This window comes from Pseudomonas sp. Yb2C2, assembly GCF_052112325.1.
GTDB lineage: Bacteria > Pseudomonadota > Gammaproteobacteria > Pseudomonadales > Pseudomonadaceae > Aquipseudomonas > Aquipseudomonas marginalis.
Window position 1 is genome coordinate 29,854 of record NZ_JAVAJK010000008.1, and the last position, 16,600, is coordinate 46,453.

The 16,600-nt window shown below is 60.3% G+C and carries 13 protein-coding genes; 5 read left to right on the forward strand and 8 right to left on the reverse strand.

The window, feature by feature from the left end; genetic code table 11:
- Positions 1–271: 271 nt before the first annotated feature.
- Entirely contained in the window at positions 272–4,123 is a 3,852-nt protein-coding gene (locus Q8X51_RS12905) for a bifunctional diguanylate cyclase/phosphodiesterase (RefSeq protein ID WP_065925349.1), read from the forward strand.
- A 142-nt stretch (positions 4,124–4,265) separates the two neighbouring features.
- On the forward strand, positions 4,266–5,519 hold the full coding sequence (glyA, locus tag Q8X51_RS12910) for a serine hydroxymethyltransferase (protein WP_017528864.1): 1,254 nt from the start codon (positions 4,266–4,268) through the stop codon (positions 5,517–5,519).
- Positions 5,520–5,645: 126 nt separating this feature from the next.
- Here glyA and yjiA read toward each other — a convergent pair whose 3' ends face one another.
- The 3 genes from yjiA to Q8X51_RS12925 all read right to left on the reverse strand — a co-directional run bounded on the left by yjiA (position 5,646) and on the right by Q8X51_RS12925 (position 9,021).
- On the reverse strand, positions 5,646–6,605 hold the full coding sequence (gene yjiA / locus Q8X51_RS12915) for a GTPase (RefSeq protein WP_407693812.1): 960 nt from the start codon (positions 6,603–6,605) through the stop codon (positions 5,646–5,648).
- A 136-nt stretch (positions 6,606–6,741) separates the two neighbouring features.
- Positions 6,742–6,939 carry a YbdD/YjiX family protein gene (locus Q8X51_RS12920; protein ID WP_003176208.1) on the reverse strand — a complete coding sequence of 66 codons (198 nt, stop codon included), beginning with the start codon at positions 6,937–6,939 and terminating at the stop codon, positions 6,742–6,744.
- Positions 6,940–6,954: 15 nt separating this feature from the next.
- Complete coding sequence (locus Q8X51_RS12925; protein WP_053137912.1) at positions 6,955–9,021, reverse strand: carbon starvation CstA family protein; 2,067 nt, start codon at positions 9,019–9,021, stop codon at positions 6,955–6,957.
- A gap of 174 nt (positions 9,022–9,195) precedes the next feature.
- On the opposite strand from Q8X51_RS12925, the gene Q8X51_RS12930 reads away from it, so the two are divergent.
- Positions 9,196–9,564: a PilZ domain-containing protein gene (locus Q8X51_RS12930; protein WP_074847704.1), complete on the forward strand. Its 369-nt coding sequence runs from the start codon at positions 9,196–9,198 to the stop codon at positions 9,562–9,564.
- A gap of 4 nt (positions 9,565–9,568) precedes the next feature.
- On the opposite strand, the gene Q8X51_RS12935 is transcribed toward Q8X51_RS12930, so the two are convergent.
- Genes Q8X51_RS12935 through katB form a run of 4 tightly spaced genes read right to left on the reverse strand, consistent with a single transcriptional unit; the run spans position 9,569 to position 13,849 of the window.
- Positions 9,569–10,294, reverse strand: coding sequence for a hypothetical protein (locus Q8X51_RS12935; RefSeq protein WP_407693813.1), 726 nt, complete (start codon positions 10,292–10,294; stop codon positions 9,569–9,571).
- 16 nt (positions 10,295–10,310) lie between these two features.
- On the reverse strand, positions 10,311–11,678 hold the full coding sequence (gene radA / locus Q8X51_RS12940) for a DNA repair protein RadA (RefSeq protein WP_053137919.1): 1,368 nt from the start codon (positions 11,676–11,678) through the stop codon (positions 10,311–10,313).
- A 35-nt stretch (positions 11,679–11,713) separates the two neighbouring features.
- Positions 11,714–12,253, reverse strand: a complete 540-nt coding sequence (locus Q8X51_RS12945) for an ankyrin repeat domain-containing protein (protein WP_407693814.1) — start codon at positions 12,251–12,253, stop codon at positions 11,714–11,716.
- Positions 12,254–12,307: 54 nt separating this feature from the next.
- Positions 12,308–13,849, reverse strand: coding sequence for a catalase KatB (gene katB, locus Q8X51_RS12950; protein WP_137212013.1), 1,542 nt, complete (start codon positions 13,847–13,849; stop codon positions 12,308–12,310).
- A 287-nt stretch (positions 13,850–14,136) separates the two neighbouring features.
- On the opposite strand from katB, the gene mscL reads away from it, so the two are divergent.
- The gene (mscL, locus tag Q8X51_RS12955; RefSeq protein ID WP_053137928.1) at positions 14,137–14,553 is read left to right on the forward strand and encodes a large-conductance mechanosensitive channel protein MscL; all 417 of its coding nucleotides are present in this window, start codon (positions 14,137–14,139) and stop codon (positions 14,551–14,553) included.
- Positions 14,554–14,599: 46 nt separating this feature from the next.
- Here the strand turns inward: mscL and Q8X51_RS12960 are convergent, their stop codons facing one another.
- Positions 14,600–15,376, reverse strand: a complete 777-nt coding sequence (locus Q8X51_RS12960) for a ferredoxin--NADP reductase (protein ID WP_407693815.1) — start codon at positions 15,374–15,376, stop codon at positions 14,600–14,602.
- A gap of 380 nt (positions 15,377–15,756) precedes the next feature.
- On the opposite strand from Q8X51_RS12960, the gene Q8X51_RS12965 reads away from it, so the two are divergent.
- Positions 15,757–16,467, forward strand: coding sequence for a helix-turn-helix transcriptional regulator (locus tag Q8X51_RS12965; RefSeq protein WP_323145675.1), 711 nt, complete (start codon positions 15,757–15,759; stop codon positions 16,465–16,467).
- Positions 16,468–16,600 lie beyond the last annotated feature (133 nt).

Sequence of the window (16,600 nt, forward strand, 5' to 3'; positions counted from 1 at the left end):
CAGTGACTGATGAATTAAGCGGGCGAAGCCCGTGCCAGGCCATGCGCCGCGCGGGCCGTTGACTATCATCAATGCCAGCGAGCGGAAAAAGCCTGAATGTCTGGGGCTGGAACGCCCCCGCGTAACCGGCAAAGCTACCTGAATGCGCTTGGTCAGTCCAGCCAAGCGGGGCTGGCACTTTGCCACAAGTCAAGGCATGCTAGCCGCCCTTCGGGCGTCCGGCTTATAGTGCACGTCGCGCGCCAGTCCAGCCAAACCGCAGGATCACAGCTTGTCCAAAGTCACGCCGCCAACGCCCTTGCGCGCCGCTCATGTAGCGCCGGGAACGCCCCTGCACGGCACCCTCAAAGGCGCATTGGCGACGCTTGTCCTCCTGCTGCTCGCGTTATTGTTCTGGCAACTGCTGGACCAGTTGCAGCAAAACCAGAAAAACCAACAGCAATACACCATCGACTACAGCGCCGACCTGGCTGAACAGATCAGCCTGAGCATGGCCCTGAGCGCAAAAATTGCCCTGAACCTGCTACCGATGGTCGAGCCGCCGCGCGACATCGAACAGCAACAGGCCTTGACGCGCACGTTGCAGCGTTCGCTGCCGGAACTGCGCAGTATCGCCCTGCTCGCGCCCAGCGGCGCGATGATCAGCGACAGCGCCAATGACAGCCAGGACAGCGCCTGGCTGGAAGAGCTGGTGCAGCGCAGCCACGGCCAACCCTACTACCTGAGCAATAACAACGACGGCACCCTCATCTATCTGCTGCTGCACCAGCCCAGCGGCGGCTCAAGGATGTACTGGGCGCTGCGCCTGGCACCCGAGTACCTGGTCAACCTGACCCGCCAGGACAGCCAGGGCCAACGGCCGATGTGGGCCATCGAGAACCGCCTGAACCACCGTGTGGTCAGCCGCGACAGCGGCATGCCGGCGCAATGGGGCGACGCCCTGACCCCGGATGACCTGAATAAAAGCGTGCTGGTCACGCCCCTGAGCAAAAGCGACTGGCAGTTGCGCGGGATGTTCGACCGCGCAGCCGTGCTGGAACAACTGCTGCCGGCGTTTATCGGTAAATGCCTGCTGGGCCTGGCCTTCTCGCTGATCCCCGTGATCGTGTTGCTGAATATGCGTCGCCGCCAGCGCCAGGTGCATGAAGGCCGGCGTCGGTATCAGGATATTTTCGAAGGCACCGGCGTCGCCCTGTGCGTACTTGACCTGTCGGGCCTGAATGCATTCTTTGGCAAGGTGAACTTGCAGACCCGCGAGCAACTGCACGCCTGGCTGCAAAGCTCCCCCGAGGAATGCCGGCAGTTGCTCACCGAACTGCGCATCACCGAGATCAACCAGGTGGCGGTGAGCCTGCTCAGAGTGGGCTCCTGCGAGGAAGCGTGGGAGCGGCTGATCGATGATTGCCCGCGCAACACCACGTCCATCGGACATCAGATACTCGAAGCGGTCCTGACCCAACAGAATCAGCTTGAGTTGGAAATCCAGCTCAAGGATGTAGCCGGCAACGAACAATACCTTTGGATGGTGATGCGCCTGCCGGAACAGCAGGACGACTTCAAGGCGGTGATCCTCAGCATCAGCGACATCACCAGCCGCAAGCTGATCGAACTGTCGTTGGTGGAACGTGAAAGCTTCTGGTCGGACGTGGTGCGCACCGTGCCCGACCACTTGTATGTGCAGGACGTGATCAGCCAGCGCATGATCTTCAGCAACCACCATCTGGGCCACACCCTCGGCTATACCAAGGCCGAACTGCAGCAAATGGGCGAGTATTTCTGGGAAATCCTGCTGCACCCCGAAGACGCCGAGCATTACCACGATTTGCGCCAGCAGCAACGCCAGGCCGGCTACGCGACGCAGTTGCACTGCCAGTTGCGCTTTCGCCATCGCAACAACCAATGGCGGCGCTTTGATATCCGCGAGCAGGCCCTGGCGCGGGACAAGTCGGCGCAAGTCACGCGCATCATCGGTGTGGCCAAGGACATCACCGACCAGATCGAAGCCAGCGAGTCCCTGCGCGACAGCGAAAAGCGCTACCGCATGCTGGCCGAAAGCATCAGCGACGTGATCTGCTCCACCGACAGCCAACTGGCCCTCAACTACATCAGCCCGTCGGTCAACGCCGTGCTGGGTTACGACGTGGACTGGGTATTCAAGAACGGCTGGCAGTCGATCATCGCCAACCCCCAGCAACTGACCGGCATCTATAGCTTGCTGGAACAGGTCAGCCGGGCGCTGGGCGATCCCGACGCGCTGAACAGACTCCGCGATCAAGTGCAGACCCAGTTGTTCCTGTTCGACTGCCTGCGCGCCGACGGCCGCAAGGTGCCGATCGAGCTGCGCCTGGTGCTGGTATGGGATGAGCACGGCGCCTTCGAAGGTGTCCTCGGCGTGGGCCGCGATATCAGCCAGCAACGCCGCGCGGAAAAAGACCTGCGCATGGCCGCCACCGTATTCGAACACTCCACGTCGGCGATCCTGATCACCGACCCGGCCGGTTATATCGTGCAGGCCAACGAGGCGTTCAGCCGGGTCAGCGGTTATGCGGTAAGCGATGTACTCGACCAGTTGCCGAACATGCTCACCGTCGACGAACAACAGGAAGCCCACCTGCGCTATGTGCTCAAGCAATTGCACCAGCACAGCACCTGGGAAGGCGAAGTGTGGCTCAAGCGCCGTAACGGCGAGCACTACCCGGCCTGGGTCGGCATTACGGCGGTGTTCGACGACGAAGGCGACCTGGCCAGTTATGTGTGTTTCTTCAGTGATATCAGCGAACGCAAGGCCAGCGAACAGCGCATCCACCGCCTGGCCTATTACGACGCCCTGACCCACCTGCCCAACCGCACGCTGTTCCAGGACCGCCTGCACACCGCGCTGCAATCAGCCGAACGGCAGAAGTCGTGGGTGGTGCTGATGTTCCTTGACCTTGACCGTTTCAAGCCGATCAACGACTCCCTGGGCCACGCGGCCGGCGACCGCATGCTCAAGGAAATGGCGACCCGCCTGCTCGGCTGCGTGGCCGAAGACGACACCGTGGCACGCATGGGCGGCGACGAGTTCACGTTGCTGCTGCAACCGCGGGTCAACCGCGAAATGGCGCTGAACCGCGCGATCCATGTGGCCGAGCAGATCCTCGCCAGCCTGGTGAAGCCCTTCGTGCTGGAGGGTCGCGAGTTCTTTGTAACCGCCAGTATCGGCATCGCACTCAGCCCCCAGGACGGCAACGAGCTGAGCCAGTTGATGAAAAACGCCGACACCGCGATGTATCACGCCAAGGAACGCGGCAAGAACAACTTCCAGTTCTACCAGGCCGATATGAACGCCAGCGCCCTGGAACGCCTGGAACTGGAGAGCGACCTGCGCCACGCCCTGGAGCAGGACGAATTCGTGCTCTATTACCAGCCGCAGTTCAGCGGCGACGGCAAACGCCTGACCGGCGCCGAGGCGTTGCTGCGCTGGCGCCACCCACGCCGTGGCCTGGTGCCGCCGGGGGACTTCATTCCGGTGCTCGAAGAGCTGGGCCTGGTGGTGGACGTGGGCGACTGGGTGATCAGCGAAGCCTGTCGCCAGCTCAAGACCTGGCACCAGAACAAGGTGCGGGTGCCGAAAGTCTCGGTGAACATCTCCGCGCGGCAGTTCTCCGACGGCCAACTGGGTACGCGCATCGCCACCATCCTCAAGGACACCGGCCTGCCGCCGGCGTGCCTGGAGCTGGAGCTGACCGAAAGTATCCTGATGCGCGAAGTCAACGAAGCCATGCACATCCTCGACAGCCTGAAAAACCTGGGCCTGAGCATCGCGGTGGACGACTTCGGCACCGGTTATTCGTCCCTCAACTACCTCAAGCAATTCCCCATCGACGTGCTGAAAATCGACCGCACCTTCGTCGATGGCCTGCCCTCCGGCGAACAGGATGCACAAATCGCCCGCGCCATTATCGCCATGGCCCACAGCCTCAACCTGGCGGTGATTGCCGAAGGTGTGGAAACCCATGAGCAGTTGGACTTCCTGCGCGAGCATGGTTGCGACGAGGTGCAGGGGTATCTGTTCGGGCGGCCGATGCCGGCACATCGGTTCGAGGCGCAGTTCAGCAATGATGCGCTGTTCATGTTCGATTGAGCGGTGTGATGAGGCCGGCACAGTCACCACCCATCCCGAGATGAGCCCCGCTTGTCCGCGACATGATGTCCTTTCATATGCCATCTAAAACCCATTGGGTTAGAATGCCCTCCTTTTCTGCCCCCGATCCTTGAGGACCGCCATGTTCAGCCGTGATTTGACTATTGCCAAGTACGACGCCGATCTCTTCGCCGCCATGGAGCAAGAAGCCGTGCGCCAGGAAGAGCACATTGAGCTGATCGCTTCGGAAAACTACACCAGCCCTGCGGTGATGGAGGCTCAAGGTTCGGTTCTGACCAACAAGTACGCCGAAGGCTACCCAGGCAAGCGCTACTACGGTGGCTGCGAGTACGTCGACGTGGTTGAGCAACTGGCCATCGACCGTGCAAAAGAACTGTTCGGCGCCGATTACGCCAACGTCCAGCCACACGCCGGCTCCCAAGCCAACAGCGCCGTGTACCTGGCCCTGCTGCAAGGCGGCGACACCATCCTGGGCATGAGCCTGGCCCACGGTGGTCACCTGACCCACGGCGCCAGCGTTTCCTCCTCCGGCAAGCTGTACAACGCCGTTCAGTACGGTATCGATGCCAACGGCCTGATCGACTACGACGAAGTCGAGCGCCTGGCGGTCGAGCACAAGCCAAAAATGATCGTGGCCGGTTTCTCTGCCTACTCGCAGATCCTCGACTTCCCACGCTTCCGCGCCATCGCCGACAAGGTGGGCGCCTACCTGTTCGTCGACATGGCTCACGTAGCCGGTCTGGTCGCCGCTGGCGTCTACCCGAACCCTGTGCCTTTCGCTGACGTGGTGACCACCACCACCCATAAGACCCTGCGCGGTCCACGTGGCGGCCTGATCCTGGCGCGCGCCAACGCCGAGATCGAGAAAAAGCTGAACTCCGCCGTATTCCCGGGCGCCCAGGGCGGCCCACTGGAGCACGTGATCGCTGCCAAGGCGATCTGCTTCAAGGAAGCCCTGCAGCCTGAGTTCAAGACCTACCAGCAACAAGTGGTGAAAAACGCCAAGGCCATGGCCGGCGTGTTCATCGAGCGCGGCTTTGACGTAGTGTCCGGCGGTACTGAAAACCACCTGTTCCTGCTGTCCCTGATCAAGCAGGACATTTCCGGTAAAGATGCTGACGCTGCCCTGGGCAAAGCCTTCATCACCGTGAACAAAAACTCCGTGCCGAACGACCCACGTTCGCCGTTCGTGACTTCCGGCCTGCGCTTCGGCACCCCGGCTGTGACCACTCGTGGCTTCAAGGAAGCAGAGTGCAAGGAACTGGCCGGCTGGATCTGCGACATCCTGGCGGACCTGAACAACGAAGCCGTGATCGACGCGGTGCGTGAGAAGGTCAAGGCCATCTGCAAAAAACTGCCGGTATACGGCGCGTAATACAAAGAAGCCCACTGTAGGAGCGAGCTTGCTCGCGAAAAACGTCAACGATAACGCGTGCATCTTGGGTGCACGCGTTGCCTGTGAGTTCTTCGCGAGCAAGCTCGCTCCTACAGGTGGGCTTTTTTATGCCTGATAGACCCGCTCAAAGCCTTCTCGGATCTTGTCCTCCGGCAACTCATCGGCAATAAACACGATCACACTCTCCCGCGCCTCACCCTCGGCCCACTCGGTATCCCAGTCGAAACCATAGAGCTTGAGCACGCCCTGGAACACCATGCGGCGGTCTTCGCCGGCAATATTGAGCACGCCCTTGTAGCGCAGCAGCTGCTTGCCATGGTCTTCCAGCAGTTCGTTCATGAACTCACTAAGACGGTCGATATCCAGTGGCTGGTCGGTGCGCAGCACCAGGCTGGATATACGGTCGATGGACGGCGCCTTGCTCACCGGGCGCAGGCTCATGCCGGCGTTGAGATTGAAGCCGCGCACATCGAGCAGTTCGGCCATATCAATCTTGCCGTGCTCGACCACGCGAATCGGCGCGCGGCGGTTGATGCGTGTGAGGCGTTCACTGAGTGCTTCGAAGGTAGCGTCATCCACCAGGTCTCGCTTGCTCACCAGCAGCCGGTCGGCAAAACCGATCTGCGCCTGGGCGATGGTCTGGGTCAGGTGATGCTCGGCGTGGGCGGCGTCCACCAGGGTGATGAGGCCGTCGAGGATGTAGCGTTCGCGCAGCTCCTCATCGATGAAAAAGGTCTGGGCCACCGGCGCCGGGTCGGCCAGGCCGGTGCACTCGATCACCAGGCGGTCAAAGGCGATCTCACCGCTGTCCAGGCGCTCGAGCAACAGATACAGGGCCTTGGTCAGGTCGGTGTGGATGGTGCAGCACACGCAGCCGTTGGACAGGGTCATGACTTGCACCGGTTCTTCGCCCAGCAATTGGGTGTCGATACCGGCGTCGCTGAATTCGTTTTCGATCACGGCAATTTTCAGCCCGTGCTCGGCCTTGAGCAGATGGCGCAGCAAGGTGGTCTTGCCCGCGCCGAGGAAGCCGCTGAGAACGGTGACTGGAATGGGAGAGGACAAAAGAAATTCTCCTTAAAGGAACACAGAAACAAATGTGGGAGGGGGCTTGCCCCCGATAGCAGTGTGTCAGGCACTGATCTGTCACTGACACACCGCTATCGGGGGCAAGCCCCCTCCCACAGGGAGTTGCGTTAAATCAACAGCACTTGGGCCCACCCTTGCCGCCGTAACGGGCCTCCTGGCGTTCCCGGAAGAACGCCTTGTAGTCCATCATCGGCTTGTCCGGGTGCTTGGTTTGCATATGCTCGACGTACGTGTCGTAGTCGGGCATGCCGACCATCAGGCGCGCGGCCTGACCGAGGTATTTACCGAGGCGACTGATGTCATTGAACATGCTTGCAATCCTCGGTTAGGCGTCAGGTACGGCCTGGAACGGGGCTTCTTTATCCGTACGCTCTTTGTTGCCCCAGGCGGCGACGCCGACCTTGAGCGCATAGAACAGGATGCTGAACACCACGAACAGGAACAGCACCGTCAACGTTGCGTTGGTGTAGGCGTTCCAGATCACATGTTGCATCTGGTCCACGCTCTTGGCCGGGGCCAGGATCTGGCCGTTCGCCAGGGCATCGCTGTACTTCTTCGCCAGGGACAGGAAGCCGATCGCCGGGTTGGCGTCGAACAGCTTGATGAAGCCTGCGGTGGTGGTGCAGATCAGCAGCCATACCGCCGGCAGCATGGTCACCCAGATGTAGCGCTGGCGCTTCATTTTGATCAGCACAACCGTAGCGAGCATCAGCGCGATACCGGCCAGCATCTGGTTGGAGATACCGAACAGCGGCCACAAGGTGTTGATGCCGCCCAGCGGGTCGATCACGCCCTGGTACAGCAGGTAACCCCACATGGCGACGCAACCGGCGGTCGCGATCAGGTTGGCGGTCCAGGACTCGGTGCGCTTGAGCGCCGGTACGAAGGAGCCGAGCAAGTCCTGAAGCATGAAGCGACCGGCACGGGTGCCCGCGTCGACGGCAGTCAGGATAAACAGCGCTTCGAACAGGATCGCAAAGTGGTACCAGAACGCCATGGTGTTTTCACCCGGCAGCACACTGTGCAGGATCTGCGCGATACCCACCGCCAACGTCGGCGCACCACCGGCACGCGCGAGGATGGTGGTTTCACCGATGTCATGGGCCACGGCCGACAGCGCCTCGGGGGTAATTGCAAAACCCCAGCTGCTGACGGTTTGTGCCACGGTCACCACGTCAGTGCCGACGATTGCCGCCGGGCTGTTCATGGCGAAGTACACGCCTGGCTCAATCACCGAAGCGGCAACCATCGCCATGATCGCCACGAAGGACTCCATCAGCATGCCGCCGTAACCGATGTAACGGGCGTGGCTTTCACTGGCCAGCAGCTTGGGCGTGGTGCCCGAGGAAATCAGCGCGTGGAAGCCCGAGACCGCGCCACAGGCAATGGTGATGAACAGGAACGGGAACAGGCCGCCCTTCCATACCGGGCCGGTACCGTCGATGAACTGGGTCAGCGCCGGCATTTTCAGGTCGGGCATGGTCACCAGGATGCCGATCGCCAGGGCGATGATGGTGCCGATTTTCAAGAAGGTAGAGAGGTAGTCACGTGGCGCGAGGATCAGCCACACCGGCAGTACCGCCGCTACGAAACCGTAGCCGATCAGCATCCAGGTGATCTGGATCCCGGTGAAGGTGAAGGCCTTGGCCCAGACCGGATCAGCGGCGATCTGCCCGCCCAGCCAGATCGAACCGAGCAGCAACAGCACGCCGATGATGGAGATTTCACCAATGCGGCCCGGGCGGATGTAGCGCATGTAGATGCCCATGAACATCGCAATCGGGATGGTCGCCATCACCGTGAAGATGCCCCATGGGCTCTCGGCCAGGGCCTTGACCACGATCAGCGCCAGCACCGCGAGGATGATGATCATGATCAGGAAGCAGCCGAACAGCGCGATGGTCCCCGGGATACGCCCCATCTCTTCGCGCACCATGTCGCCCAGGGAACGGCCATTACGACGCGTGGACAGGAACAGGACCATGAAGTCCTGCACCGCACCGGCCAGCACCACGCCGGCAATCAGCCAGAGCGTGCCGGGCAGGTAGCCCATTTGCGCCGCCAGTACCGGGCCGACCAGGGGGCCTGCACCGGCAATCGCCGCAAAGTGGTGACCGAAAAGGATGTGTTTGTTGGTCGGCACATAGTCCAGACCGTCATTGTTGACAACTGCGGGGGTGGCCCGCCGTGGATCGAGTTGCATCACATTATTAGCGATGAACAAGCTGTAGTAGCGATAAGCGACCAGATAGATGGCCACGGCAGCGACCACGATCCACAAGGCGTTGATCGCCTCGCCTCGGCGCAAGGCCACTACGCCCAGGGCGCACGCTCCTACGATTGCCAGCACCAGCCAGGGTAGGTGGCGTAGCAGGCTATTATTATTTTTCATTTTTATATTCCAGCCAGGGTGGACAGAAAGGACAGCCATCCGGAGTTTAGCGCTACTGGCCTTAAAGGCCACCCCCCTACGTTGGTCTAGAGCCTTGCAGAGGCAAAAAAAGCAGAAAAAACCACCCGATGATGGCGCAGGGCTACAATCCTTTTATCCACAGAGGGTTTCACCATGACCGAGCAAGCGTCTGATCGCCGTCGTTTTCGCCGGATCGCCTTTGATGCCAAGACCGAACTTCGGCAAAACGGCAACGAATGGCCGGTGCAATTGGTGGATTTGTCGCTCAAGGGCCTGTTGGCGCAACGGCCTGAAGAGTGGAAGGGAAATAAGGCGCTGCCGTTTGCGGTCGACATACGCCTGGATCCCAAGGCGCATATAAAGATGCAAGTACGGTTGACCCACGAAGCTGATGGCCAACTGGGATTTGTGTGCACAGACATCGACCTGGACTCGATCAGCCACTTGCGGCGGCTGATCGAGTTGAACCTGGGCGACCAGGAAGAGCTGGAGCGGGAGTTGGGCGCGTTGCTGGAGGTGTAACGGCTCAGGGAAACGCCGTACGTGCGGGAAACTCGCTTTCCATGTCCCAGTAGCCCTTCTTCTGACTTGAGGCGCCGTGCCACTGCCCGTCGACAAACCGATAAGTCTGATAACGGGTGGCAAAGTCATCCTCACCGTCGCCGTCCATAAATGACGACACCTGCAGCAGTTCATCCGCGCCGCCACTGGTTGGCGTCGCGATCGTCCACGCCGCCTTGCCCGTATGCGCCAGGGTCAGCGCCTGGACTTTGCCGTCGGCGCCCTGGTAACCCAGCGGGTTGAGTTGCTGCTTGCCAGGCAGCAACAGCTGCGTGGCAGGCCCGCTGTAGCTGCCCATGGGGGCGGTCTGGTCGATGGTCAAAAAATACACAGGTTCGGGCAGCCCTTTGATCGGGGCTTTCTCGACCTCGGCCAACGGGTAGCCGAGGTCTTCGTGGGCTATCACCTCGCCAGAGGCCGACACCCAGCGCACCTGGGCTTCGAGCAGTGGGTTGTCGACCAAGTCGCCGGGCTCGTCGAACGAGTCTTCATCCAGCCCGCTGCCCCAACTGTCCTTGTGCAGTTGGGGGCTGATGCGCTGGTCTTCGAGCACCTGCAGCACACTGCCATCTGGCGTCACCAGCGTTTGCGCCAGGCGATAGCCCGTTGGCAGCTCAGCCCAGACCATGGCGGGCAAGCCGGCCAAGGCGACAAACAGGGCGACTACACCCCAGCGATTCGATCGTTGCATGGCGTCCATCCCTGAATTATTCGAAAAGTGCATCCAACGCCTGCTCCAGGCGCGTGACTCCAATTACCTGCAATCCTGGCGGCATTTCCTTCGGCGCATTGCCCTTGGGCACGATCGCGCGTTTGAAGCCATGCTTGGCCGCTTCCTTCAAGCGTTCCTGGCCGCTGGGCACCGGGCGCACTTCGCCCGACAGGCCCACCTCACCGAACACCAGCAGGTCGTGGGGCAATGGCCGGTTGCGCAGGCTGGACATCACTGCCGCCATCAACGCCAGGTCGGACGCGGTTTCCAGCACCTTGACCCCGCCGACCACGTTGAGGAACACGTCCTGGTCATGGGTCGGGATCCCCCCATGGCGGTGCAGCACCGCCAACAGCATCGCCAGGCGGTTTTGATCCAGGCCCAGCGTGACGCGGCGTGGGTTGGCCAGATGGCTGTCATCCACCAGCGCCTGGACTTCCACCAGCATCGGCCGGGTACCTTCCCACGTCGCCATGACCACGCTGCCTGGGACTTCTTCCTGGGCGCGGGTCAGGAAAATCGCCGAGGGGTTGGAGACTTCCTTCAGCCCCCGGTCAGTCATGGCGAACACACCCAGTTCGTTCACCGCGCCGAAGCGGTTCTTCACCGCCCGCAGCAAGCGCAAGCGGCCATCGGACTCGCCTTCGAAATACAGCACGGTATCGACCATATGCTCCAGCACCCGTGGCCCGGCCAGCGCGCCCTCTTTGGTGACGTGGCCGACCAGGAAGATCGCCGTGCCGCTCTGCTTGGCGTAGCGCACCAGCAACGCCGCACTTTCGCGCACCTGGGACACGCCGCCCGGCGCCGACTGCAATTGCTCGGTGAAAATCGTCTGGATCGAGTCGATCACCATGACCTTGGGTTTTTCGATCCGGGCTGTGGCGATGATGCTTTCGATGCAGGTTTCGGTCATGACCCGCAGTTGGTCCTGGGGCAGGCCCAGGCGGCGCGCGCGCATGGCCACCTGTTGCTGGGATTCTTCGCCGGTGACGTACAGCGCCGGCATGCGGCTGGCGATGCTGCACAGGGTTTGCAGCAGAATCGTCGATTTGCCGATGCCGGGGTCGCCGCCAATCAACACCACCGAGCCGTCCACCAGGCCGCCACCCAGAACCCGATCCAGCTCGCCGGAAGCCGTCGAGAAACGCGGGATCTCTTCGACGCTGACTTCGGCCAGGGTCTTGATCTGCGCCTGCTGCCCGGTCCAACCGGCACGCCCGGTAGGGGCAGCGGCGCCGCCGCTTTCGATCATGGTTTCAGTCAGGGTATTCCACGCACCACACTCGGTGCATTGGCCGGCCCACTTGGGAAAGGTCGCGCCGCACTCCGTGCAGCCGTACATGCGCTTGGCCTTTGCCATTTGAGAACCTCCAACCGAAAAACCGCGATGATAGCTCAGCGCGACGCCGGGGTCCGGATTTCACCGCTGGCCAATCGTGAAGCACTATTGCCGACCGGGTCTTCGGCGTTGAGATCGGCGCCCTTGGCCTTGAGTTCGTCGAGCAACTCGATGCGCTTGAACAGCCCGGCATACATGGCCGCCGTCTGACCGGCACCGTTACGCTGGTCGGGGTTGCAGTCGGTGGCCAGCAGGCGCTGGGCAATGCTCAATTCACCCTTGAAGATCGCCCCCATCAACGCGGTGTTGCCACGTTTGTCCTGCACACAGGCGTCGGCACCGGCGGCGAGCAAACGCTCCACGTAGGCGCTTTCGCCGTGGTAGGCGGCGAGGATCAGCGCGGTGTAGCCCTTGTCGTCCTGGGTGTTGAGGGGGAAGCCGGCGTCGATGAAGGTGTTGAGCATGTCGAGGTCGCCACGGCGGGCGGCGTCGAAGTAATAATTCTGGAGCTGCGTCTTGAGTGCGACCGGGTCGGGCGACTCGGCATGGGCGACAAAGGCCAGCATGGTCATCAGTAAACCGATAGAAATACGCATGGGTTCTCTCCTGCCAGAGGTCGACGCCCGGGAGGGCGTCGACCGAAACCAACGTCAGTCAGTGAGTTTTTCGGCCAGCGCCTTCACGCGTGCCAGGTCACCCTTGGCGACCTTGGCCACGCCGGTGCCGTATTCCGGATCGGCCTTGTAGAGGAACGACAGGATGATGTGCTTGCTCTCGTCATCGGTAGTGGCCAGTGAGCCGCCGAAATTGTCGATCAAGTCCTGGCGCTCTTTCTTGCTGTAGGAGCGATACAGATCGCCGGCCTGCTTGAAGTTCTGCTCACGCTGGATCTTCGCCTGCTGGGTGCTGCCCGACAGCGCCGTCTGGCTGTAGCGCGCGGTTTGCGGCTCTTCACGGTTTTCCAGGCGGCTTGGCTGGTAGTTCACGCCACTGGTGGTCTTGCCGAAGTTCAGCGCGCCGTCCTGGTTACCGTTGTTGACGGTGACCCGTGGGGCGTTGATCGGCAGCTGCAGGGCATTGGCGCCCAGGCGATACATCTGCGTGTCGGCATACGAGAACACCCGGCCTTGCAGCAGGCGGTCTTCCGACGGCTCGATGCCCGGTACCAGGTTGGCCGGGGCCATGGCCACTTGCTCGGTTTCCTGGAAGACATTCGCCGGGTTGCGGTTCAGCACCATCTGCCCGACTTTGCGCTCGGGCACATTCGGCCAGATCTTGGTGGCGTCCAGCGGGTCGAAATCAAACTTGGCCAAGTCTTCCGGCTTGAGTACCTGCACATACAAGTCCCACTTGGGGAAGTCGCCCTTGTTGATATGGGTGACCAAGTCGTTGGTCATATGGCTGTAGTCACGCCCCTGCACTTCGCTAACTTGCTTGGGATCGAGGTTCTTGATGCCTTGCAGGCTCTTCCAGTGGAACTTGACGTAGTGCACTTCACCCTTGGCGTTGATCAACTTGTAGGCATGTACGCCATTGCCGTCCATTTCCCGATAACTGGCCGGAGTACCGGAGTCGGAATACAACTCGGTAAGTGTGCGAGTGGCCTCGGGAACATGGGAGAAGAAGTCGAAGCGACGGGAGTCATCATCCAGGTTAGTGCGCGGGTCCGGCTTGAAGGCGTGGACCATATCGGGGAACTTGATGGCATCGCGGATAAAGAACGTCGGGAAGTTATTACCCACCAAGTCCCAGTTGCCATCGGCGGTATAGAACTTGGTGGCGAAGCCGCGCGGGTCACGCAGGGTTTCCGGGGAATGATTGCCGTGCACCACGGCGGAGAAGCGCACGAACACCGGGGTGGTTTCGCCAGCAGCGAAGACCTTGGCCTTGGTCAGGTCACTGAGGTTATCGGTGACGGTGAAGGTGCCATGGGCGCCGGTGCCACGGGCATGCACCACGCGCTCGGGGATGCGCTCACGGTCGAAGCGCTGCAGTTTCTGGATCAGTTGCACGTCCTGAAGCAGCACCGGGCCGTTGGCGCCGGCGGTTTGCGAGTTCTGGTTGTCGCCGACGGCGGCACCGTTGTCACGGGTCAGGTTGGCGGCTTGTACGGAGAGGGAAAGCAGGCTGGCGGTCGCCAGTACCAGCACATGACGCGCCAATACCGGGCCGCGATTGATTGGATTCTTCATCAAGGTTTCCTCTGGTTTTTTTAATGCACATTCAGTTGTGCTTGCCAGAGGCTAGTGACCCGCGAGTCAGAAGATAAATAGAAAAACACCACCAGGTCGATTGAGAAAATAATGTGGTAAGCCGCTGAAATAGCGGGTATTTCGCGCGCGATTGGTGGCACTTTGCAAACTATTTGCGATTTAATGTGTCGATAAAAACTGACAGTGTTAGCAGCTGTATCAGGCAAGCCGGTTACGACTGACTTACACTGAGCGGCACCCTTCTCATCTGTAACAAGGAATAACCTATGGGCGTGATCAGTGAGTTCAAGGCCTTCGCGGTCAAAGGTAATGTGGTCGACATGGCCGTCGGTATCATCATCGGCGCCGCCTTCGGCAAAATTGTTTCCTCGTTTGTAGGCGATGTGGTGATGCCGCCCATTGGTCTGTTGATCGGTGGCGTGGACTTTGGTGACCTGGCGATTACGCTCAAGGCGGCACAGGGCGATGTGCCTGCCGTTGTGCTGGCGTACGGCAAGTTCATCCAGAGCGTGATCGACTTTGTGATCGTCGCGTTCGCGATCTTCATGGGCGTCAAGGCCATCAACCGCCTCAAGCGCGAAGAAGCCGTGGCGCCTAGCCTGCCACCGACACCGAGCAAGGAAGAAGTGCTGCTGGGCGAGATTCGCGACCTGCTCAAGGCGCAGAACGACAAGCCGCTTTAACCCCTGCCGGCTTGGAAAAAAGGCGCCTCCTTGAGGCGCCTTTTCATTACCAGTAGTTTTCCACTGCCACCTGCCCTGGCCGGCGGCTAAGGCTCAGTTGCATGTCGCGCTGCTTGAGCAACTGGCGAGTGTCATCCACCATCTGCGGGTTGCCGCAAATCAGCACGCGGGAATGTTCCGGGGTCAGCTCGACGCCGGCAGCACGCTCCAATTCTCCGTTTTCGATCGAGGTGGTAATACGCCCACTCAACGCCCCCGGATAATCCTCTCGGGTCACGATGGGGATGTAGGTCAGTTTGTGCGCATATTCTGCCAGGTGCTCCCGCTCGCCCAACCCCTTGATCAGCGACTGGTACGCCAGCTCCCGGGCTTCCCGCGCGCTGTACACCAGGATGATGCGCTCGAATTTCTCCCAGACTTCGAAGTCCTGCAGGATCGACAAAAACGGTGCCACCCCGGTGCCGGTGCCTAACATCCACAAGTCACGGCCATCGACGAAACGGTTCAGGGTCAGGAACCCGGTAGCTTGGCGCTCCACCATCAAGGTATCGCCCACCCGCAATCGGCTGAGCTCACTGGTGAATTCGCCGCCTGGGACAACAATCGAGAAGAAGTCCAAGTATTCATCAAACGGCGAGGACACCACGGAATACGCGCGCCACACCGTGCTGCCATCCGCCTTGCTGACCCCCAGGCGCACGAACTGGCCGGCGGTAAACCGGAACCCTGGGTCACGGGTGGTTCGCAGGGTAAACAGGCTGGGGGTCAGGGATTGCACATCGAGCAAGGTCTGGCGGGTAAATTTCTCAGCACTGGCCGTCATGGGGGACTCCGTTCTACAGGTGCCCTAGTGTCCCTCAAACTCGAGCCCGGAAACACCTCTGGTTGGTAGTGGCATTATATAGGCACAAAATAATGGCAACCTAATATCAACTCTGATCAATTTGCTATTAGCTCCTTTATCCGCGCTACAAGCACGCTCTAAGTTGATCCGCTACAGGTGCTTCAACTGACTAAAAAATCGAAAAAAACCACTAAGCCCCTTAGCTAAGCCCGCCGCGACCTTAGAGAAAATTTCTTAAACCCTGCCCTGCAAGAGCGAAAATTTTGTTTCGCGATGTAGCTCATGTCCTACACTAATTTCCGTGCAGTGGGAGTTCAGGACGTATCCCATGTCATGCGGAAACCCATGGAGAGTTACCAATGGTCAACTGGCGCAATACCCGACTTCCCAAACTGGAAGGCGAGAGCGAGGTTACGACTCTTTTCGAGATGGCTGTCAACCACACCTACGCACTTGGCTTCCAATACTGTTCTTTTACGATGAGTTCTCAACTACCTAACAACCAAACGAAGCCTATTCGCCTCAACAACTATCCCGATGAGTGGAACAAACTGTATAACCAGGCCCACTTCTTTGACGCTGATCCCGTGGTGGAACATTGCAAACGTTGTGTACTGCCCCTTGTCTGGGAGGAAAAAACCTTTAAAGACTCACCAAGTTTATGGTCTTTAGCCCAATCTTTTGGTGTGCATTTGGGATGGACCCAAGCCGTGCATGATTTCCAGGGTGTGTTCAGCATGCTGACCCTTGGTCGCAGTGCAGGTGAAGTGACCCCGCAGGAGCTTTATGAAAAAGCCGGCCAGGTGCTGTGGCTGTGCCATGCGATGCATGCGGTCGTCGCGAAGACTTACGCACACAAGCCCAGCATTAACCCTGCAAGCAAATTAACCCCGCGCGAAACCGAAATCCTCAAGTGGTCAGCCATGGGCAAGACCGCCGCGGACATTGCCGCCATCCTGTGCCTGTCCGAACGTACGGTGGGCTTTCATATCTGCAGTTGCTTCAAAAAGCTGGGAGTCAACAACAAGATCGCCGCCGTGCTCTGCGCTTCGAAAGCGGGGTTGTTTTAATCAGCGTTGAAACACCGCATGTAATCCCTCAGGAAAAAAAGTAACATTTACGACCCATTCTGAGTGCTGGGCTGTCCCCACGGGGTGCCGCCCGCTGTTCACTCAGACGGTTCCGCAGCCGACTGCCGAACAC